The organism is Streptomyces sp. NPDC096193 (assembly GCF_040302905.1).
Classification (GTDB): Bacteria; Actinomycetota; Actinomycetes; order Streptomycetales; family Streptomycetaceae; genus Streptomyces.
The window spans coordinates 13268-32918 of sequence record NZ_JBEOSJ010000017.1 but is presented as its reverse complement, the minus strand read 5'-3'; the positions used below and the strand labels follow the sequence as shown (position 1 = coordinate 32918).

The 19651-nt window shown below is 71.6% G+C and carries 19 protein-coding genes; 10 read left to right on the top strand and 9 right to left on the bottom strand.

The features are described 5' to 3' along the window. The first annotated feature begins 31 nt into the window (after positions 1-31). From ABTX78_RS23630 to ABTX78_RS23620, 3 genes are all read left to right on the top strand, one after another. Positions 32-1072, top strand: a complete 1041-nt coding sequence (locus tag ABTX78_RS23630; protein WP_352208895.1) for a LacI family DNA-binding transcriptional regulator — start codon at positions 32-34, stop codon at positions 1070-1072. Further along, positions 1072-2271, top strand: coding sequence for a mandelate racemase/muconate lactonizing enzyme family protein (locus ABTX78_RS23625; protein ID WP_352208777.1), 1200 nt, complete (start codon positions 1072-1074; stop codon positions 2269-2271). The genes ABTX78_RS23630 and ABTX78_RS23625 overlap by 1 nt, the downstream gene beginning before the upstream one ends. Positions 2272-2755: 484 nt before the next feature. Then, positions 2756-3952 (top strand): acyl-CoA dehydrogenase family protein, encoded by a 1197-nt coding sequence (locus tag ABTX78_RS23620; RefSeq protein ID WP_352208776.1) that lies wholly within the window; start codon positions 2756-2758, stop codon positions 3950-3952. Positions 3953-4040: 88 nt separating this feature from the next. Here the strand turns inward: ABTX78_RS23620 and ABTX78_RS23615 are convergent, their stop codons facing one another. The 7 genes from ABTX78_RS23615 to ABTX78_RS23585 all read right to left on the bottom strand — a co-directional run bounded on the left by ABTX78_RS23615 (position 4041) and on the right by ABTX78_RS23585 (position 9994). Further along, on the bottom strand, positions 4041-4640 hold the full coding sequence (locus ABTX78_RS23615) for a GAF domain-containing protein (protein ID WP_352208775.1): 600 nt from the start codon (positions 4638-4640) through the stop codon (positions 4041-4043). Beyond that, the gene (locus tag ABTX78_RS23610; RefSeq protein ID WP_352208774.1) at positions 4637-5251 is read right to left on the bottom strand and encodes a GTP-binding protein; all 615 of its coding nucleotides are present in this window, start codon (positions 5249-5251) and stop codon (positions 4637-4639) included. The genes ABTX78_RS23615 and ABTX78_RS23610 overlap by 4 nt, the downstream gene beginning before the upstream one ends. Further along, positions 5229-5600 (bottom strand): DUF742 domain-containing protein, encoded by a 372-nt coding sequence (locus ABTX78_RS23605; RefSeq protein WP_352208773.1) that lies wholly within the window; start codon positions 5598-5600, stop codon positions 5229-5231. Before ABTX78_RS23605 ends, ABTX78_RS23610 begins: the two co-directional genes overlap by 23 nt. A 2-nt stretch (positions 5601-5602) precedes the next feature. Then, positions 5603-6037, bottom strand: a complete 435-nt coding sequence (locus ABTX78_RS23600) for a roadblock/LC7 domain-containing protein (RefSeq protein WP_352208772.1) — start codon at positions 6035-6037, stop codon at positions 5603-5605. Positions 6038-6043: 6 nt separating this feature from the next. After that, entirely contained in the window at positions 6044-7936 is a 1893-nt protein-coding gene (locus ABTX78_RS23595) for a sensor histidine kinase (protein ID WP_352208771.1), read from the bottom strand. 279 nt (positions 7937-8215) lie between these two features. Continuing rightward, complete coding sequence (locus tag ABTX78_RS23590; protein ID WP_352208770.1) at positions 8216-9457, bottom strand: MBL fold metallo-hydrolase; 1242 nt, start codon at positions 9455-9457, stop codon at positions 8216-8218. Between the two features lie 93 nt (positions 9458-9550). After that, entirely contained in the window at positions 9551-9994 is a 444-nt protein-coding gene (locus ABTX78_RS23585; protein WP_352208769.1) for a PPOX class F420-dependent oxidoreductase, read from the bottom strand. 628 nt (positions 9995-10622) lie between these two features. Between ABTX78_RS23585 and ABTX78_RS23580 the strand changes: the two genes are divergently transcribed. From ABTX78_RS23580 to ABTX78_RS23560, 5 genes are all read left to right on the top strand, one after another. Next, positions 10623-11825 (top strand): thiamine pyrophosphate-binding protein, encoded by a 1203-nt coding sequence (locus ABTX78_RS23580; protein ID WP_352208768.1) that lies wholly within the window; start codon positions 10623-10625, stop codon positions 11823-11825. Continuing rightward, positions 11822-12550, top strand: a complete 729-nt coding sequence (locus ABTX78_RS23575; RefSeq protein ID WP_352208767.1) for a thiamine pyrophosphate-dependent enzyme — start codon at positions 11822-11824, stop codon at positions 12548-12550. The genes ABTX78_RS23580 and ABTX78_RS23575 overlap by 4 nt, the downstream gene beginning before the upstream one ends. Next, complete coding sequence (locus ABTX78_RS23570) at positions 12547-13725, top strand: Glu/Leu/Phe/Val dehydrogenase dimerization domain-containing protein (protein WP_352208766.1); 1179 nt, start codon at positions 12547-12549, stop codon at positions 13723-13725. The genes ABTX78_RS23575 and ABTX78_RS23570 overlap by 4 nt, the downstream gene beginning before the upstream one ends. Before the next feature lie 154 nt (positions 13726-13879). Then, a complete protein-coding gene (locus ABTX78_RS23565; protein ID WP_352208765.1) occupies positions 13880-14500 on the top strand; it encodes a TetR/AcrR family transcriptional regulator in 621 nt (206 codons plus the stop codon). Positions 14501-14686: 186 nt separating this feature from the next. Then, entirely contained in the window at positions 14687-15544 is an 858-nt protein-coding gene (locus tag ABTX78_RS23560) for a carbohydrate kinase family protein (RefSeq protein WP_352208764.1), read from the top strand. Between the two features lie 181 nt (positions 15545-15725). Here ABTX78_RS23560 and ABTX78_RS23555 read toward each other — a convergent pair whose 3' ends face one another. Together ABTX78_RS23555 and ABTX78_RS23550 are read right to left on the bottom strand one after the other, a co-directional pair. Continuing rightward, entirely contained in the window at positions 15726-16775 is a 1050-nt protein-coding gene (locus tag ABTX78_RS23555) for a DUF6745 domain-containing protein (RefSeq protein WP_352208763.1), read from the bottom strand. 159 nt (positions 16776-16934) lie between these two features. After that, a complete protein-coding gene (locus tag ABTX78_RS23550) occupies positions 16935-17261 on the bottom strand; it encodes a DUF8820 family protein (protein WP_352208762.1) in 327 nt (108 codons plus the stop codon). A 245-nt stretch (positions 17262-17506) separates the two neighbouring features. Here ABTX78_RS23550 and ABTX78_RS23545 point away from each other — a divergent pair, with 245 nt between their 5' ends. Together ABTX78_RS23545 and ABTX78_RS23540 are read left to right on the top strand one after the other, a co-directional pair. Continuing rightward, complete coding sequence (locus tag ABTX78_RS23545; protein WP_352208761.1) at positions 17507-18448, top strand: STM4015 family protein; 942 nt, start codon at positions 17507-17509, stop codon at positions 18446-18448. Positions 18449-18453: 5 nt separating this feature from the next. After that, a complete protein-coding gene (locus ABTX78_RS23540; protein ID WP_352208760.1) occupies positions 18454-19596 on the top strand; it encodes an STM4014 family protein in 1143 nt (380 codons plus the stop codon). The last annotated feature ends 55 nt before the right edge of the window (positions 19597-19651 follow it).

Genomic DNA, 19651 nt, shown 5'->3' with positions numbered 1-19651 from the left:
GGTGAGTGAACGGCAAGCAACACCGATCCATGTGACGCTCGACGTCGTCGCGCGGCAGGCCGGGGTCTCCCTGGCCACGGCCTCCCGAGCGCTGAACGGGACCACACGGGTCCGGGAGGACCTGCGCCAGCGGGTACGCGCGGCCGCGGACCTGCTCGGCTACATACCCAACGCCCATGCCCAGGCGCTCGCCAGCGCCTCCAACAACACCGTCGGACTGATCTGCCACGACGTCGGCGACCCCTACTTCGCGGCGATCGCCGCCGGAGTGATGCGCGCGGCCGCCGAGCAGGACCTCCTCGTCATGCTCGCCAGCACCTTCCGGGAACCCGAGCGCGAGATCGCGTACGTCTCCACCCTCCGCGCCCAGCGGGCCCGCGCGATCCTGCTCATCGGCTCGGGGTTCCAGAACCGCGCCTGGGAGCGGGCCCTCGCCGCCGAACTCGAACCGTACGTCCGCGCCGGCGGCCGGGTCGCGGTGGTGAGCCGGCACCGCGACCTGCGGGTGGACGCCGTCCTGCCCGAGAACCGCGCCGGCGCGGCGGCCCTCGCGCGGGCTCTGCTGGGCCTCGGGCACAGGGAGTTCGCCGTGCTCAGCGGACCGCCCGAGCTGACGACCGTCTCCGACCGGCTGGCGGGCTTCCGTGAGGGCCTGGCCGGGGCCGGCATCGTCCTGCCTCCGGAGCGCATCGTCGAGGGCCCGTTCACCCGCGACGGCGGATACGCGGCCGCACGTGAGCTGTTGACCCGGCCCACCCGGCCGACCTGTGTCTTCGCCGTCACCGACGTGATGGCGGTCGGGGCCCTCGCCGCCTTCCGGGAGGAGGGCGTGCGGGTCCCCGAGGACATCTCCCTGGCGGGCTTCGACGACATCCCTCTCGTACGGGAGCTCTCACCGCCCCTGACCACCGTCGCCCTGCCGCTCGCCGCGATGGGTCAGCAGGTCATGGCCCTCGCCCTGCGGGAGCCGCGCGGACCGCGCTCACGCGTGGTGCGGGCCGGCGGCGAGGTCGTCCTGCGTGCCAGCGCCGCGCCACCTCCACCCGATTCCCCTGCGGAAAGGACCCGTTGATGACCGCGCAGAGCCAGCCGACCGTCCGGAACACGTCTCCCGTGCATGCCACGATCGACCGTGTCGAGACCTTCGCGGTCGCGCTGCCGACCCGCCGCTCCTTCGGCGTCTCGGGCGGCGCGGTCGCCGTCGCCGGTCAGCCCTCGATACGGGTGCTGGTGAAGGTGACGGCGGACGGGGCGCACGGCTGGGGCGAGGCCACGCCGTTGCCGGCCTGGACCTACGAGACGGCCGAGTCCATCGTCACCACCATCGACCGCTATCTCGCCCCGGCCGTCATCGGCACTCCAGTCTGGAACCTGGACGCCGTCGACCGCGCCTTCGACCGGGCGATCAACCGCGGCTTCACCATCGGGGCACCCCTCGCCAAGAGCGCGGTCGACACGGCCCTGCACGACCTGCTGGGGCGCGCCGCCGGCGTACCGCTCGGCGTGCTGTGGGGACAGCGCCGGTCGGAGACGATCGAGCTCGGGTGGATCGTGTCCGGGCAGTCCCCCGCCGAGGTCGGGGACAGCGTGGCGGAGGGTTCGGACGCCGGCCACCGTGCGTTCAAGGTCAAGATCGGCCTCCACGACGAGGACACGGACGCCGCCGTGGTGGCGGCCGTGCGCGAGCACGCGCCGGGCGCCCCGGTGTGGGTGGACGCCAATCAGGCGTACACGGTGGACGCCGCACTGCGCATGGCCCGGCGGCTGGACGACATCGGCATCACCGCCTTCGAACAGCCGCTGCCCGCCAACGACATCGCGGGACTGCGCCGGCTGCGCGAGCACTCCCCCGTGCCGGTGGCCCTCGACGAGAGCCTGCGCCATCCGACCGATCTGGCGACCTTCGTACGTCTGGAGGCCGTCGACGTGGCGATCGCCAAGGTTCAGCGCAGTGGCGGACTCACCCTGTCGCGCCGGCTGTGCTCGCTCGCCGAGGACTGCGGGGTGCGGCTGATGGGGTCGGGGCTCACCGACTCCGATCTGGGGCTCGCCGCGTCACTGCACCTGTTCTCGGCGTACGGCATCGACACCCCGGTCGACCTGAACGGGCGGCAGTTCATCGACTCGCCGTACGCGAGTGAGACGGTACGGGTGGAGAAGGGCGTGGCCCGTGTTCCCGACGCCCCGGGTCTCGGGGTCGAGGTCGACGAGACGGTCGTGCGCGAGCTGTCCGTCGACGTACTGGAGCACCGGGCGCGACCGGCGCGCTGACGCGTCCGAACGCGCCGGTGCATGCGCCCCTGGCGCCCTGTGTACGCACCACGCGCCGAAAAGCACCGCTGTGCGCGGGCACCGCCGGGTCTGCCGCCGCGGGCTCGGTCCGGCCGTGCCGCTTCCGCCCGAAACCTTGTCGTAGCGGTCCTTGCGGTGCGCACAGCTGTCCGCTTCGGGGCCTCTTGGCGACCCGCGGCTGTCCCTCAGTGCCATATGCCCACGAAACCTTTGCCGTTGGCATGTGGCAGAAAGAAGTACACGGGGAATGCCGTACCGCAGTACCGGACAGGCCACCGCCACGCACGACCCACGCTCTCTTACCCGACGACGACCGGCATCAGGACACTGTCGGCGTCACTCCTGCGCCATCCGCAAGCGAACGACACGACGACGTGGCCGGTCTGTTCGGACGGGACCACTGCCGATGCACCACCTGCTCGAACAACCCCCCGAGCAGGCGTTTCGCAGAGGAGGGCTCGCGTTGGACGGTTATTTCGCCAGTCGGCCGCATCATCAACTACGCGCAGAAGTAAGGCGCTTCGCGGAGAGGGAGGTACGCCCCAGAATCCCCGCCATGGAGGCTGCCCGCTCGGTCCACCACGATCTGTCCCGGCTCATAGCCCGGCAGGGCTGGCTGGGGGCGACGATCAGCAGAGGACACGGCGGCATGGGCGCGGGACACCTCGCCAAGACCATCATCATCGAGGAGCTTGCCCGCGTCAGCGGCGCCATGGGCGCGATGGTGCAGGCCTCCCAGCTGGGCGTGGCCAAGATCGTCCACTTCGGCAATGAGACACAGAAGAAGACCTGGCTGCCCGCCATCGCCGCCGGCGAGTGTCTGCCGACGATCGCCGTGACCGAACCGGAGTCGGGCGGCCATGTCCTCGGAATGAGCGCCACCGCCGTACGGGACGGGGACGACTACGTCCTCAACGGCCGAAAGGTGTACGTCGGCAACAGTCACGTAGGCGATCTGCACGGCGTGGTGGTGCGCACCGGCTCCGGATCGGGTGGCCTCACAGCCTTTCTCGTCGAGTCGGACCGCCCCGGTGTGAGTGTCGGCGACCAGCGGCCGACGATGGGCCTGCACGGCTTCAGCTTCGGCGAACTCCACTTCCACGACTGCCGGGTGCCCGCGGCGAACCGGCTCGGCCGGGAAGGCGACGGTCTGGCCGTGGCGTACTCCTCCAGTGTGCTGTACGGACGCGCGAACCTCACCGCCGTCTCGCTCGGCATCCACCAGGCGATCCTGGACGAGACGACCCGGTTCTGCGAACAGCGCCACCGCTACGGCAAGCCGCTGCACGAACTGCCGTCCGTCAAGCTGAAGCTCGGCAAGCTCCAGTCGCGGCTCATGACCGCCCGGCTGGCCGCGTACCACGCGGTGCATCTGCTCGATGCGGGCCTGCCGTGCGACGCGGAGCTGATGAACGCCAAACTCATCAACGTGGAGTCGGCCATCGATTCCGCCCGCAACGCCATGGAGATCCACGCCGCCGCCGGGCTCTTCACCGACCGGCCCATCGAGCGCTATCTGCGGGACGCGCTGCACATGTTCGCCCCCGCCGGCACGTCCGACATCCAGTTGCTCCGTCTCGCGGAGGTGGCTCTGGGGACGGCGAAGGGCCAGTGGTCCGAGCGGCTGTCCGAAGTGGTCGGGCTCGAGCCGGCGGTGTGAACGGGAACCGTGCACCGGCCCGGTGCGCCCCGAGGCGTACCGGGCCGGCCAGTCCCGTACCGGCGAGAGGTGACGTGTGTCCGCAGCCTTACGGGCTGTCACTCGGCAGTCTCTGGACACCGCCGTCTTCGCGACGGTGGATCTGGTCGACCAGCTCCGCCGCCAGGGTTTTGATGGTCTCCAGCCCCGCCCTCCCCCAGGGGCGCGGCTCGGTGTCCACCACGCAGATGGTGCCCAGCGCGATCCCCGTCCGGTCGATCAAGGGCGCACCCAGATAGGAACGGATGCCGATCTCGTCCACCACCGGATTGCCGGCGAACCGCGGGTAGTCGCAGACGTCTTCGAGGACCAGCGCCTTTCGCCGTACGACGACATGTGGGCAGTAGCCGTGGTCACGAGCCATGAAGCGGCTGACCTCGGCACCGCCCGACGCGGCCGCCGCGCCCAGGTCGCTGCCGCTGTGCGTGCCCGCCGGGGTGTGCAGCCCGGCGAAGAACTGCCGGTTCTCGTCGATGAAGTTGACCATGGAGTACGGAGCGCCGGTCACCTCCGCGAGCTTGCGGGCGAACTCGTCGAAGGCCTGGTCGGGCCGTTCCCCGAGCCCGAGCTGGCGCAGCCGCCGGACGCGCATGGGCGCCTCCCGGTCGACAGGGGTCAGCAGCAGATGGCCGGTCGGGTCGTAGGTCATGTCGGTGCTCCGTAGCTCGGCGCCGGGGCCGGCACCGCGGTGGTGGTGAGCAGGTGCTGGACGAGGGTGACCAGGGTGCCGATCCCGGAGCTGGCGATCCGCGCGTCGCACAGCACGACGGGCACCTCCGACTTGAGGTCGATCGCGGCCCGCACCTCTTCGGGTTCGTAGCGGTAGGCGCCGTCGAACTCGTTCACGGCCACGACGAACCCGATGCCGCGCCGCTCGAAGAAGTCGACGGCGGCGAAGGAGTCCTCGAGTCTGCGTGTGTCGGCGAGGATGATCGCGCCGAGCGCCCCGTCGGAGAGCTCGTCCCACATGAACCAGAAGCGCTCCTGACCCGGGGTGCCGAAGAGGTAGAGCACATGGCGCTCGTCCAGGGTGATCCGGCCGAAGTCCATGGCGACCGTGGTAGTGGTCTTGGACTCGATGCCGTCGAGACTGTCCGTGGCCGCGCCGACCTGGGTCAACAACTCCTCCGTGCTGAGCGGTTCGATCTCGCTGACCGCTCCCACGAAGGTCGTCTTGCCCACGCCGAACCCGCCCGCGATCAGGATCTTGAGCGCGGTCGGAAAGAGCACTTCCACGTCAGAGCCGTCGTCGTAGGCCATCGAGCACTGCCTCCAGCAGAGAGCGGTCGGTGGATGCGTCGTTGCAGCGCGGGGCCCGGGCGGTCACGGCGCCGCAGTCCACGAGGTCGGAGAGCAGCACCTTGGTGACGACGGCCGGAAGTCGCAGATGCGCCGAGATCTCGGCGACGGACGTCGGCCCGCCGCACAGCCCGAGCGCGGTCGCGTGCTCGGGCCCGAGGTGCGCCTGGGGCACGGTGCCCGTGGCCATCACCAGGGAGAGCAGATCCAGCGCGGCCGTCGGGCGGGTACGACCGCCGCTCACCGTGTACGGGCGGATGAGGCGGCCCGCGGCATCGTCGAGCAGCGGCCCGTCCGTGGGGGACGGCACGCTCACGGCCCCGCGACGCCGGTCGCCCCCGCCGCCTGTCTGGCAGGCGTGGTGAGGTACGGCCGTACGCTCTTGACCAGCATCGCCATCTCGTAGCCGAGGACGGCTGCGTCCGCCTCGCGGCCCGCCAGCACGGCCAGACAGGTCCCGGAACCGGCGGTGGAGACGAACAGCAGCGTGCTGTCGAGTTCCACGACGACCTGACGCACCTCTCCCCCGTCGCCGAAGCGCGTTCCGGCGCTGCGGCCGAGGGAGTAGAGGCCGGACGCGAGGGCTGCCATGTGGTCGGCGCTGTCGTGGTCCAGGCCGTGTACGGATTTCACCAGGCCGTCCGAGGAGAGAAGTACCGCGTTTCGGGTGTACGGCACGCGCTGGACCAGGCCGCTGAGCAGCCAGTCGAGGTCCGAGACATGGCCGTTCGGCACATCGCTCGCCATGTGCATCTACTCCTTGGGGGTGTTGTCGTGGCGCTGCGGTTCGCCCTGCCGGACGGAATCCGCGGGGGGCTGCGCCTCGGCCAGTCCGATGCCGCGCCGGAAGGCGGCCATCAGACCGGGGTCGTGCAGGGCGTGTTCGTCGTCCTTGCGGGGCGGTGGGGGGTTCTTGAGCTGCGGAACGATGTGCTCCTGGCTGCGCCGCCTGGGCAGTTGGGGCCTGCCCATGGTGCCGCGCACCACTCCGGGGGGCCTGCTGCCCCGCACGGAGGCCGTCTCGCCGGCGGGAGGGCCCTGGGAGGGTCCCGCGACGCTGAAGCCCGGTGGTGCCTCGGCCGGGTTGGGTCGGTCGGGGTGTGCCGCCCGGACGGGCAGGGGTGCCGAGGCACCGGGAATGGCGTGGGCCGGCTGTGCATATTGCGGCTGGTGCTGTGGTTGCGAGGGGTGGTGCTGCGGCGGAGGGGTTTGGTGGTGCTGTTGCAGTTGTGGCGTCTGCGGCTGCTGGTTCTGCGACGCCTGATGCTGTGGCTGTGGCTGCCGCGGGATCGCGGGCGGTGAGGTCGCCTGGGTGACGGCCGGCTGGCCCCTGCGGCGTCGGCCGTCGCCCTCGGGCGCGGCGGCGGTGGAGGCGGTGGGGGCGTTGGCCTCGGACTGCTGGAGTCCCCCCGGCTCCGTGCCGAGCAGACCTTCCGGCAGGACGAGCGTGGCCTGCACTCCGCCGTAGATGTTGGACTGGAGCCGGACCGCGATGCCGTGCCGGCGGGCCAGCGCCGAGACGACGAACAGGCCGATCCGCCCGTCCTGGAGCAGATGTGCCACGTTGACCTGGTCGGGGTCGGCGAGCAGGGCGTTCATCTTGGTCTGCTCATTGAGGGGCATACCGAGTCCGCGGTCCTCGACCTCGACGGCGAGACCTGCCGTGACGTGCTGGGCGCGCATCAGCACCTGGGTGTGCGGCGCGGAGTACAGCGTGGCGTTCTCCACCAGCTCGGCCAGCAGGTGGATGACGTCGGCGACGGCGTGACCGCGCAGGGTGCCGTCGATGGGCGGTACCAGCTTGACCCTCGGGTACTGCTCGACCTCCGCGATCGCGGAACGCAGCACCTCGGTCATGGTGACCGGGTTGGACCACTGCCGGCGGGAGATCGCGCCGCCGAGAACGGCGAGGTTCTCCGCGTGCCTGCGGATACGGGTCGCGAGGTGGTCGACGTGGAAGAGGCCCTTGAGCAGCTCGGGGTCCTCGACCTCGTTCTCCAGCTCGTCGAGGAGCTGGATCTCGCGGTGGACCAGCGACTGGAGCCGCCGGGCGAGATTGACGAAGACCTCGACCTTCTGTTCGTTACCGACGCTGCTGGACAGCCGGGACGCCTGCACCACCGCAGCCACCGCGGACTCGTGGGAGCGGCCCAACTCGTAGGTGAGCAGGTCGAATTCGTCACCGTGCTGTACCGCGGGCAGCGCCGGCGCGGGGGCCGGCGGCCCTTCGCCCCGGCGGAGCCGGTCGACCACGGTACGCAGGTCCGCCTGGCTGCGGGCGGTGGTGCGGCGCAGTGCCGCACACCGGTCGAGCACCGACCGGGCCATCCGGTCCGCGCCGAGTGCCGCGGCGGCGACGGCCGCTATCGCGAGCGCCGCCGAGCCGGTCAGCACGACCCAGAGGGCGCCGGAGGGCTGGGGCGTCGCGGAGCGGATGGTGAAGATCACCGCGGCGGCGCCGCTCAGCGCGGCGACCAGGGCCGGCAGCACCGCCGTACGCAGCAGTTGCGGGCGTATGCGGGTTTCCGGCGACGACGGCGCGGAATGCTGTCTGCCCGCCGGTGAGGCGGAGCGGGCGGCAGACCGGCCGTGGCGCCCACCTTCGCGGCGGTCCGGCCGCGCGGCGGGTGCGCGTAGTTGAGACATCAGCGTCCTTGGTACGTGGGGTCCCAGGATTCGGCGTGCATGGGTCGGCGCGGTTCAACGACGGCTCGGGAATGGCGATATGAGCCCATCGTTGATCACCGGCAACACACGGTAGTCGCCGCTTCGTCACGTGCGACGGGCAGTTGACAAACTTGCCCGCGAATCGTCCCGCTCTGGTATGAGGCATCGCACACCAGCGCGACAACACACAATTGACCCCTGCCGCGGCAGTGGCCACGACAGGGGTCGGACGCCGAAGAGGCGTGGGAAAGGGAGAGGTCAGCCGGTGGGCGCGACCTCCGGGCTGCCGGTACCGGCGCTCTTGCCGCCGCCCTGCTCCGCGGGGTTGCCGTCCGTGCGGGTGCCGTCCTGACGGGGATGGACGGACCATCCTCCGGCGGGTGCGGTCGCCGCCTGCCGCCACCACGGCTCGGCGGGGACGTGCTCCGTGGTCGGCTCGAAGGGCTCTCCCGGGCGCGGCAGCGCGAGGCGCGCGCCCGCCTCGGCGGCGGCAGCGACCGTGCCCTCGCCCGGCTCGGCCCACGGGTGGGGGGCGAGATTGAAGGTGCCCCAGTGGATGGGCAGCATGACGCCGGACGGCTCGCCGCCCTGGAGGTCGAGGTGGGCGCGCATGCCCTCGGCGGGGGTCATGTGGATGTCGGGCCAGTACTCGCTGTACGCGCCGATCTGGATCATGGTGGCGTCGAAGGGCCCGTGCTCGGCGCCGATGTCCTTGAAACCGGGGAAGTACCCCGTGTCACCGCTGTGGTAGATCCGGTGCTCGGGGCCCGCGACCGCCCAGGACGCCCAGAGGGTGTGCTGCTGGTTACGGATGCCTCGTCCGCAGAAGTGCCGGGCGGGGGTGGCGGTGAGCCTGATGCCCGCCACTTCGGCCGTCTCGTTCCAGTCCAGCTCGCGCAGCCGGTCGGCCGGGACGCCCCAGCGCTCCAGGTGCGCACCGACGCCGAGCGGCACCGCGAAGACGGTGTCGGTGGAGGCCAGGGCCTTGATGGAGGGCATGTCGAGGTGGTCGTAGTGATCGTGCGAGATCACGACGACGTCGACGGGACCGAGGGAGGCGATCGGCAGGGGCACGGGGTGCAGCCGCTTGGGTCCGGCGAAGGCGAACGGCGAGCAGCGGTTGCCCCAGACCGGGTCGAACAGCACCCGGCGTCCGTCGATCTCGGCGAGCACGCTGGAGTGCCCCACCCAGGTCAGGCGCAGGCCGGAGACCGGCGGGTGTTCCAGGTCCTTCAGCGTGGTGGCGTGCAGGGGCACCTGGCCGAGAGGCGACCGGCGAGCCCGGGCCTCTTTTTGGAAGTAGATCTTGGCGAACTCGGCCATGGAGCCGCCGGACGGCCTCGTCCGCGCTCCGACCGGGTTCTGGAACGTGCCGTCCGAGAAGTTCGGTGAGCGGCGGATCCGCTCCATCCGCTCTCCGGCAGGGTCGGCGCCGAACGCGGCGGGGCGCAGCGCACGCAGCCGGGATCTCAGCGTGTGGGGGGAACCAGCGCCGGTCACGGCACCTCCTGATGTCGGGGTCTTTCCATTATGTGCGCGGGATGCGTCGCCAGGGGAGGGTGATCCGCCGGCGCGGAAGCATCGGCTCCGCCGTCATGCCTCTCGGGTTTCGCCATACGCGCGCTCGACGCGCAGCCTCATCACCAGACGCCGGTCGCGGACCATCGCGTGCCGGTAGTCGTCCCAGTCCGGGTGCTCGCCCTGGATGTCGCGGTAGAGGCGGATCAGCTCCTCGACCGTGTCGTCGTACGGATCGGCCGCGACCGCGGACAGCTCCGCGGTGCCCTCGGCCACCGTCCACGCCCATCGGTCGGGGCTCGTGACGTGGTACGACGCTCGGGGGTCGCGCCTCAGATTCCTGGTCTTGGCCCGGTCGTCCGTGACCGACACCCGGATGGTCCGCTCCTGCGGGTCATAGGCGTGGTTCACGTTCGACAGCTGGGGCCGGCCGTCCTTCTTGAGGGTGACCAGCACTCCTCCGTCGTGGTCGGCGACCAGTCGGAGCAGCGATTCCTGCCGCGCGTCGGATTCCGTCATGACCAAGGCAACGCACGCCACGGTTCTGGTGTTCCTGACGTTTCCTCATCCCTTCCCGCCACTCGCTTCTCTTCCCCCGCTCTGCTGCCCGCCGGGTGCTCCGGTTCGGGACCACGCCTCCCCTGCGGGCCGAGGCCCACCCGCGCTCTCCCGGCTCGCCACCAGGCTCACGTCGGGCTCGCACCGGCCGGCTGCCCGGCGATCATGTTGACAGCGGACCTCAGCGGTTCAGATACTGACTGACGGTTCAGTTAGAAGTTTCCTGTCGCGCCTGGAGGCAGCATGCCGGAGCTCGCCGCGGAGCCGGTCCCGCACTCGACCGGCGGGCCCCGCACCGCCGGGCCCGGACGCGCGCTCGCGCACGACCGGATCCGGCCATGGGAAGGCCGGTTCGCCCTGGCCGACGGGCGCCGGGTGCCACTCGCGGTATCCGGAAAAGCTGCATACTGCACCTGCGCAGCGGTACCGAGGCCCGACGGACGGCGTCACCCGCCGCGCCACCCGGCGGATCGGTGGAGTCACCCGCCCCACCACCCGGCGGATCGGCGGTCGCCCGACGCCGGGGCGGTGGGCAACGAGGGGAGCATCCCGGACATCATGCGGCTGATCAGCGCAGGCGGTGGGTGACATGTCGGCCATGCCCCTCACCGGCGGCGAGATGGTCGTTCGCGCGCTGGCCCTGCACGGCACCGTCCAGGCTTTCGGCATCCCCGGCACCCACAACCTCGAGATCTACCGGCATCTCGCCGCCTACGGCATCTCCCATGTGACCCCGCGCCACGAGCAGGGTGCCGGGTACGCGGCGGACGGCTACGCGCGGGTCACCGGGCGGCCCGGGGTCGCGATCACCACCACCGGACCCGCCCTGCTGAACATCGCGGCCGCGGTGGGTCAGGCCTACTCGGACAGTGTGCCGCTCCTCGTTGTCTCCCCCGGCATGCCGTTGCGGCATCCACGACAGGCGACCGGACTGCTGCACGAGATGCGCAGCCAGACGGAGGCGCTGCGCGGGGTGGCCGCGTTCAGCCACCGGGTGTCGACGGTCGATGAGATCGGTAACGCGGTGGCCCGGGCGTTCACGCTGTTCACGACCGAGCGGCCGCGGCCCGTGCACATCGAGATTCCACTGGACCTGCTGGGGTCCGCGGAATCCGTCGTACCCCTGCGCCTCTCCCCGCCCGTGCGACCGGCGACGCCCCGGTCCGAGCAACTCGCCCGAGCCGGCGAGGCCTTGCGGACGGCGAGCCGTCCCGCGCTGGTGCTGGGCGGCGGCGCCCGGGGGGCCGCGAGCGAACTGTGCTCCCTGGTCGAGGAGTTGGCCGCCCCCGTGGTCACCACCGCCAATGGCAAGGGCGTCGTGGACGAGTCCCATCCGCTGTCCCTCGGTGTGTCGTTGCACAGCCCGGCCGTCCAGAAGTGGCTGGCGGACTGCGATGTGGTGCTGGCCGTGGGCACCGAACTGGCGGAGTCGGACCTGTGGTCCGAGCCCGTGCCGCTCGGCGGAACGCTGGTGCGGGTCGACCTGGACCCGGCCCAGATGTACGCGGGGGTCCCGGCGCACATCCCGCTCGTGGGCGACGCTCGGGAGATCGTGTCGGCGCTGCTGAGCGCGTGCCGCGAGGGACCGCGCGGGTATCGAAGGCCCCGCCCCCGCGTCCGGCCACAGGCGCTGTCGCGGAGGGTTCGCGCCGGATGGTCCAGCTGCGGCTGGTCCGGGGCGACGGGAGCCGCCCGGACACGGGCGGGCCAGAAGGGGCAGCAGCGGTCCAGGGCGGCACCGGGACCCGGGCAGCCGGCGGAAGGCCGGTCGTCGCGGGGCCGGGCGCCGTGATCGATGGTTCGGGCCCGGAACCCGGCGCCGACGTCGTCGCGGAACACGGGCCCGGGACGGTCGCGGCCGGCGCCGACCACGAGCGCGGGACCGTCGCCGCCGAACGCCGGACCGGCGTGGCCGAACACCGGACCGGCGTCGCCGCCGTCGCCGAGCTGCGGGCCGCCCGCGACAGCGAGACCCACGAGCGCGACGCCCGTTGGCTGCCGTACCTCCACGCCATCCGGTCCGTACTCGACCCCGACGCCGTCATCACCTCCGACAGCGCCCAGTGCTGCTACTACGGCGCTCTCCCCCACCTGCCGATCGGCCCCGACGCCCGCTATCTGCATCCCACGGGCTTCGGCACCCTCGGCTACGCGCTGCCCGCCGCGATCGGCGCGAAGAGCGCCCATCCCGACCGCCAGGTACTCGCGCTCAGCGGTGACGGTGGGCTCCAGTTCTCCATCCAGGAACTCGCCACCGCGGCGCAGCTCCGACTGCCCCTGCCGGTCGTCGTGTTCGACAACGGCGGCTACGGCGAGATCCGTGACGAAATGGCCGCCCGCGGCGACACCCCCGCCGCCGTCGACCTCGCGCCCGTCGATCTGCCCGGCATCGCCCGGGCGTACGGCGGGCACGGCGCATCCGCCACCAACCCCGAGGCGCTGGCCGCCGCGCTCATCCGCGCGTTCGCCACCCCCGGCCCCACCGTGATCACCGTTCCCGAGGAGACCTCTCGATGACCGCCCCCGTGCTCTCGCTCACCTGGACCGACCATGTCACCGGCCGCCAGGGCCATCTGGTGATCGACCGGCTCGTGCGCGGAGTCTCCAGCGGCGGTCTGCGGATGCGAGAGGGCTGCACCCTCGACGAGGTGGCGGGGCTCGCCCGCGGGATGACCATGAAGGAGGCCCTGCACTACAACCCGGACGGGAAGTACATCCCCCTCGGCGGCGCGAAGGGCGGTATCGACTGCGATCCGCAGGACCCGCGTGCGTACGGCATCCTCGTCCGCTATCTGCGGGCCGTGCGCCCGTACGTCGAGGCGATGTGGACCACCGGCGAGGACCTCGGGCTGATGCAGGACGTCGTCGACCGCGCCGCCGCCGAGGCGGGACTGGTCTCCTCCATCCAGGCCGTGTACCACCTGCTGGACGACGAGGCCACGGCCCGCCGGCGGCTCGCGGACGCCTTCGCCGTCGAGGTCGACGGCATCGGGCTCGACGAACTCGTCGGCGGCTGCGGTGTCGCCGAGTCGGTCCTGGTGGCGCTCGACCGTGCGGGCGTCGCCCGCGAGGGCACGCGGGTGTCCGTGCAGGGGCTCGGCACGATGGGCGGAGCCACGGCGCGGTTTCTCGCGCGCGCCGGACTGAAGGTCGTGGCCGTCGCCGACATCAAGGGCACGGTCGCCAACCCGGACGGCCTGGACGTCGACGCCCTTCTTGCCGCACGGGACTCCTACGGCACCGTCGACCGGACGGCACTTCGCCCGGAGGACCTCGAACTGCCGGGCGACGCCTGGTTGTCGGTCGATGCGGAGGTACTCGTGCCCGCCGCGGTCTCGTACGCGATCGACACGGCCAACCAGGCGCAGATCACCGCCTCGTGGATCGTGGAGGCGGCGAACATGCCGGTGCTCCAGGAGGCGGAGGAACTGCTCGTACGGCGGGGCGTCACCCTACTGCCGGACGTGGTGGTCAACTCCGGCACCAACGCCTGGTGGTGGTGGACCCTGTTCGGGGACATCGAGGCCGATGCGGAGGAGGCGTTCGCGTACACCCGGCGGTCGATGCGCGAGCTGATCGGCCAGATGCTGGCGCGGGCGGAGGCGGACGGCACCACTCCGCGCGCGGCGGCGCACGCCATCGTCGCCGAACGGATGCCCGTCATCGCCGAACGCTTCGGCTGGTATCGCTGACAGCAGCTCCGCAGTGGGGCCCGCCGACAACAACTCCGACAGTGGGGCCCGTCGACGACGGCACCGACGGTGAGGCCCCGCGCCCGGTCACCGCCGGCTTCCGCCCGGACGCCATCCATGGCTCCCACCAAGATCGGCTGTGTAGGGTGAGAACGTGGCAAGAGTCCGGTTGAGCGTGGCGGAGCGACGTGAGGAGCTTCTCGGTGCTGCCGTCGCGCAGATCGAGGAGCGCGGTGTCGCGGCCGTACGCATCGCCGACGTGGCCGCGTCCCTCGGGGTGAGCAACGCGCTGGTTCTGTACCACTTCTCGACCAAGGAGAAGCTCGTCGCGGCGGCCTTCGCGCATGCCGCAGACGGCGATCTGACCCATCTGCGCAAGTTGCTGGGCCGGCGTACGACCGCGGTGCGCCGACTGCGATCAGCCGTCCGCTGGTACGCGCCCACCGGCACCGCCAAGGGCTGGCGGCTGTGGATCGAGAGCTGGGCGGCGTCGCTGCGCGAGCCGGCGCTCCGTGAGGTCGCCCGTGACCTCGACCAGCAGTGGAAGGCCGCTCTGACAGAGGTCATCGCTCAGGGCGCGGCCGAGGGTGAGTTCCCCTGCGACGATCCGGCGGCGGCGGCGTGGCGACTGACCGCGTTCCTGGACGGTCTCGCCGTACAGATGACGTCGTACGCCGGTTCGCTGTCCCGGGCGGCGATGCTGGAGTGGACCGACGAAGCGCTCGCCCGTGAACTCGGCCTGGACCGCACGGAACTGGCAGCCGCCACCCGCTGACCGGACAACGCCGCACCGGCTGACCGGTCAACACCTGCACCACAGAAGTCCCAACGGCCATACTGGGCAACTGTGTCGCACCTGTCGCAGCGCCAAACGGAACATACCGTCCCTCTCTCCGCTTCCTCCCTCGATGCGCCTCCCTCCGATACACCCCCCGACGTACTCGTCATCGGTGGCACCGGTGTGGACACGGTCGTCCGTGTCGACACGCTGCCCGTACCGCTCTCCGACTCGCTCGGTGTCGGCCCCATCCGTGAATGGCCCGGCCACACAGGTGGCAATGTCGCCCTGGGCTGCCGGGCCCTGGGTCTGCAGGTCACCCTCCTCGACTACATAGGCGACGACTGGCCCGGCCACCAGGTCCGGGAACGACTGGCCGCCGGTGATGTCGCCTTCGAGGCGCTGATATCCCCCGCCGGAACCCGCCGGGCGGTCAATCTGGTCGATCCGTCGGGCCACCGCATGTCGTTCTACGACGGCCGCGACCCCGCCGATCTGCGGATGCCGCGCGATGCCTACCTCCCTCATCTGCGGCGAGCCCGCCATGTCCATCTGTCGATCGTGAACTTCGCCCGCTTCCTCTTCGACGACATCCAGGAACTCGGTGTCCCCGTCTCCACCGATCTGCACGACTGGGACGGACTGGCGGACCACCAGCGGGAGTTCGCCCTGCGTGCCGATCTCGTCTTCCTCAGCGCCGCGGGGGCGGGTGAGCGCATCGCGTCAGTGATGCGGAAGATCCTGCGCGACGGCCGTGCCCAGGCCGTGGTCGCGACGGCCGGAGCAGGCGGCTCCTATCTCCTCACCCGCGACGGCAGCAGCACGCCGCGACCCGTGCCCGCAGTCGCCCCGCCCGGCCGCGTGGTCGACTCCAACGGCGCCGGAGACGCCTACGTCAGCGGTTTCCTCTACGGCCGGCTGGGCGGACGCGACCTGGAGGAGTGCGCCCGGCTGGGAGCGCTCGCCGGTGCCCACGCCTGTACGGGCGAAGGCAGCACCGCACTGATCGGCGAGAAGCAGATCCGGGCGGCACAGGTCTGAGCAGGTCAGGCCTGAGCCGGCCAGGCATGAACAGGTCGGACGGGAACAGTTCAAGTCCGAGCCGGTCAGGCCGGAGCCGGCCCGATCCGCCCGGGGCCGGTCCGCTCAGTGCCGATCTTCACACGTCCGATCCGCTCAAGTCCGGTCCGCCCCAGGTCCCATCCGCACACGTCCGGTCCGCTCAGGTCTGCAGCAGCGGTTCGTACGCCTCCTCCGCGAGGCCGAACGTCCAGGCCACGCCTTCCCTCGCGGTCCGGGTGGTGGGCGGCACCCTCAGCCAGTAGGTGCGGTGCGTGCCGTCCGGCTCCGGGGTGGAATTGAGCACCTCGACCATCACCACGTCCTCGTCGTCGGTCAACGCGATCCGCCACAGCGTGCCGGCCTCGTCGGTGTGGACCGGCTGGGCGCCCGACTCGGCGAGGTAGCGGTCGTAGCCGTAGTACTCGAGCATCACCCGGCGCAGTTCCGCGTTCTCCTCGGTGCGTATGCGCTCGGGTGTGAGCGAGGGGAGTTCCCGCAGGAACGCGGCGGGCACGGGCATGCCCCGCCATGCGTGGAGAGCGAATCCGTCGGAGAAGGCGAGCGCGGGTCCTTCGCCGCGGTCGAGGCGGCCCGCCTCGTCCCGGTGCAGCTCGACGGGCCGTTCGCAGATCACCACCGCCTTCTCGAACGGCCACCACCAGCAAGCCTGACGAGCGACACGGGCGAGCCCTTCGAGCCGCTCGCTGCGGCCGTCGAAAGCGGCGAGCCAGGCCGCGTCGTGCTGTCCGAGCACGGCGTCCAGCAGGGTCAGCCGTATCCCGGTCTCGGCGGCCCGCGTCGCGGCGCCCTGCGACGCCGTGTCCGCAGGCGCCGCGGCCGGCTCTCGGGCGACGAGATCGTCCACCACGCCAGTCCGTATCCGCTCGGCGAGCGCACGGGTGCCGTCCCAGAGCCGGGCGCCGGTCACGCTCCACAGCTCCGTCCAGCCCGCTGGGCCCAACTCGTCGTGGACACGGCGGCGTTCTTCAGCCCAGGGCCTGGTGCGCACCTCGTCGCGGACGGACCGTCCGGCGCCCTCGAGGGCACGCACTTCGCTCACACCCGTCCGGGGCGAGGCCGCCCAGATGATCCGCTTCGGCTCCGGGAGCCCCGCGGTGCGGTAGGCGAGGCGCAGCCCCTCTTCGGCGGCGGCCCGGTCCGCCGGGCCGGTAGCCGTCGCCACAGCCCGCCACATCTCCACGTCCTGCATGTTCTTCCCCGTCCCCTGTCCGGCGGTGTCGCTGCTTCTCTGTGCTTGGTGCTTGGTGCTTGGTGCTTGGTGCCTTGTGTCTGTGTGCCTGGTGCTTGGCGCCTGTGTCTGTATGCCTGCGCGGCTGTGCGTCCGCGCGTCTGACGTCCCGCTCGTCGCTCAGTCCGCGACGATGCGCACCGCGCCCGGCAGATACTCGCGCTGGCGCACGACGCGGTACGAGCCCTTGGGAAGGGTGATCGCCGCGTGTTCCTCGTGCACCACACGGCCACCCTCCGGCAGTTGGAGAAGCATCGGACCGAACGGCCCCGGTTCGCGCACCAGCCGGCCCGGCCCCGTGACCGCGTGGGCGTGGCCCGTCACCTCGCCGAGCGCGAGGACGAGCCGGCCCCGCCCGTCCCGGGCCTCACCCGGGGTGTCGGCGATGTGCGACGGCACAGCCTCCTCCGCGACGGGCACGATCAGCACATCTCCCTGCCGGTACATGGCTCTCCCCTCACTCCCGGCGCCGAGTGCGCCGAAGCTGATACCGACGCTAGAGGCAGGGTCTGACAACGCCGCCCGGACCGGCCCCCGCACGGCGACCGGGCCCCGGTCCAGCCACCCTCGCCCGGTAGCGCGGCCTCGGTCGGCCCGGCCCCGCGGGGAGCGTTGTCAGTGCGGCTTGGTAGAACTCTGATCGTCAGCGATGTACGCCGTCCCGACCGCACCGTCCGGTGTCTGGAGCCCGCATGACCATTTCGGAGCATCTGCAGGAGCTGCACGGCCTGCCCGTGTTCGACTTCCCCGACGCCGGGTCGAAGGTCGAACTGCCGAGCGTGCCTTCCGTGGCGTGGCGGATAGCGGTCGACTCGTACGACAGCGAGGAGGAGTGGGAGGAGGCCTTCGCCCGCTTCCTGGGCGCGGTGGACACCACGCAGGTGCGGGCGTTGGTCGTCGGGCCGTGGAGCGAGGCGTTCGACTCCGGTCCGGAGCCCATCGTCTCGGCGCTGGTCGAGGCCCGCGAGCGACTTCCGCGCCTGCGGGCGCTGTTCGTCGGCGACATCACGTACGAGGAGTGCGAGATCTCCTGGATCAACCAGGGGCTGGTGACGCCGCTGCTCGACGCCTATCCCGAGTTGCTGGAGTTCGGGGTCCGCGGCGGTCAAGGGCTTGCCTTCCCCGCTGTACGGCACGACAAGCTCCGTTCGCTCACCATCGAGGCGGGCGGGCTGGACGCGGGCGTGGTGCGCGGGGTGGCGGCGAGCGATCTGCCCGCCCTGGAGCACCTCGACCTGTGGCTCGGCACCTCCTGGTACGGCGCGAACGCCGATGTGTCCGATCTGGAACCGATCCTCGCGGGCACCCGGCTTCCTTCCCTGAAGCACCTGGCCCTGCGCAACAGCGAGATACAGGACGAGGTCGCCGTGGCGGTGGCCGGCGCCCCGGTCGTCGCGCGGCTGGAGACCCTCGATCTCTCGATGGGGACGCTGGGCGACGACGGTGCCGAAGCCCTGCTGAACGGGCAGCCGCTCTCGCATCTGAAGAAGCTGGACCTGCATCACCACTTCATCAGCAAGCCGATGGCCGACCGGCTGGCCGGCGCACTCGGGGCGGACGGCGTGGAGGTCGACCTGTCCGAGGACGAGAGCGCTGAAGGCCGGGAGGACCGCTACACGGCTGTGGCGGAGTGACATCGGTGCGGCCCTCGCCGCGGCTCGCGGTGGTCGGCATCGCCGGCAACCGCCGCGTCACCCTGTTCCAGGACGCGGCGCGTGCCGGCGGTCTGTCCGACGTGCGCGCCGTGCCGTGGATCGACGTGCTGCGCGGCCGGGCACGGTTCCGCCCCGGCGAGTGGGTCCGCATCGAGTCACCCGGCGAGGATCCGGTGGTGGACCGGGAGCTGCGGGGCTTGGACGACACGGCGAGGGTCGAGGGTACGGCCCGCTGGTACGAGGGGTTAGTGCGGGCCGCGAGGACCGTGGCGGAGCTCGCGACGGATGCCGGAGCAACGTTGCTGGACGACCCGGATGAGTTGGCCGTGCTCTTCGACAAGAGACGCTGTCACGGAGTGTTGCGGCAAGCCGGGGTTCCGGTGCCCGACTCGCCCACGTCCGGCGAAGCCTCACCGAGGGTAGGCGGCTGGGAGGACGTCCGTGCCCTGCAGCAGGACACCGGGCTGCGCCGGATGTTCGTCAAGCTCGCCCACGGTTCCTCGGCGTCGGGCGTGCTCGCCGTGGAGACGGCCGGCGGCGGCAGGGTGCAGGCGACCACCTCCGTGGAGCGGGACGATCAGGGCCGGCTGTTCAACTCCCTGCGCGTACGCCGCTATTCGACCGAGCGCGAGGTGGCGGCGCTCGTGGACGCCCTCGCGCCGGACGGTCTGCACATCGAGCGCTGGCTGCCCAAGGCCTCACAGTTCGGCAGGTCGGCCGACCTGCGGGTGGTCGTCGTCGCGGGCCGCGCCACCCACGCGGTCGTCAGAACGAGTCGGTCCCCCATGACCAACCTCCACCTCGGCGGGTCACGCGGGGATCTGACGGCGGCCCGGGCCGCGAGCGAGGCCGCGGGCAGCAGTTGGCCCGGCATGCTGGAGCTGTGCGAGCGGGCCGCGGGCTGTTTCCCCGACTCGTTGAGGGTGGGCGTCGATGTGCTGCCCACCACCGGATGGCGCCGCTTCGCCGTCGGCGAGGTCAATGCCTTCGGTGACCTGCTGCCGGGCCTCACGGGTCTGCCGGGCAGTGGTGCGGAGGGCCAGGACACCTACTCGGCGCAGATCACCGCCGTACGCAGAGCCGCCGATCCCGGCAGAAGAAGGAACGTGCACCGTGCCACCGCCTGACACCACCGCCCGCCCGACGTCGGGGATCCTGCACACGAGCCCGGCCCCGGCCGCG

Excerpts from the sequence above, each read along its gene's own strand:
- ABTX78_RS23625 (WP_352208777.1), top strand. The coding sequence starts at position 1,072 with ATGACCGCGCAGAGCCAGCCGACCGTCCGGAACACGTCTCCCGTGCAT.
- ABTX78_RS23615 (WP_352208775.1), bottom strand. The coding sequence starts at position 4,640 with ATGACCTACGACCCGACCGGCCATCTGCTGCTGACCCCTGTCGACCGG.
- ABTX78_RS23610 (WP_352208774.1), bottom strand. The coding sequence starts at position 5,251 with ATGGCCTACGACGACGGCTCTGACGTGGAAGTGCTCTTTCCGACCGCG.
- ABTX78_RS23600 (WP_352208772.1), bottom strand. The coding sequence starts at position 6,037 with ATGGCGAGCGATGTGCCGAACGGCCATGTCTCGGACCTCGACTGGCTG.
- ABTX78_RS23595 (WP_352208771.1), bottom strand. The coding sequence starts at position 7,936 with ATGTCTCAACTACGCGCACCCGCCGCGCGGCCGGACCGCCGCGAAGGT.
- ABTX78_RS23585 (WP_352208769.1), bottom strand. The coding sequence starts at position 9,994 with ATGACGGAATCCGACGCGCGGCAGGAATCGCTGCTCCGACTGGTCGCC.
- ABTX78_RS23580 (WP_352208768.1), top strand. The coding sequence starts at position 10,623 with ATGTCGGCCATGCCCCTCACCGGCGGCGAGATGGTCGTTCGCGCGCTG.
- ABTX78_RS23570 (WP_352208766.1), top strand. The coding sequence starts at position 12,547 with ATGACCGCCCCCGTGCTCTCGCTCACCTGGACCGACCATGTCACCGGC.
- ABTX78_RS23555 (WP_352208763.1), bottom strand. The coding sequence starts at position 16,775 with ATGCAGGACGTGGAGATGTGGCGGGCTGTGGCGACGGCTACCGGCCCG.
- ABTX78_RS23550 (WP_352208762.1), bottom strand. The coding sequence starts at position 17,261 with ATGTACCGGCAGGGAGATGTGCTGATCGTGCCCGTCGCGGAGGAGGCT.
- ABTX78_RS23545 (WP_352208761.1), top strand. The coding sequence starts at position 17,507 with ATGACCATTTCGGAGCATCTGCAGGAGCTGCACGGCCTGCCCGTGTTC.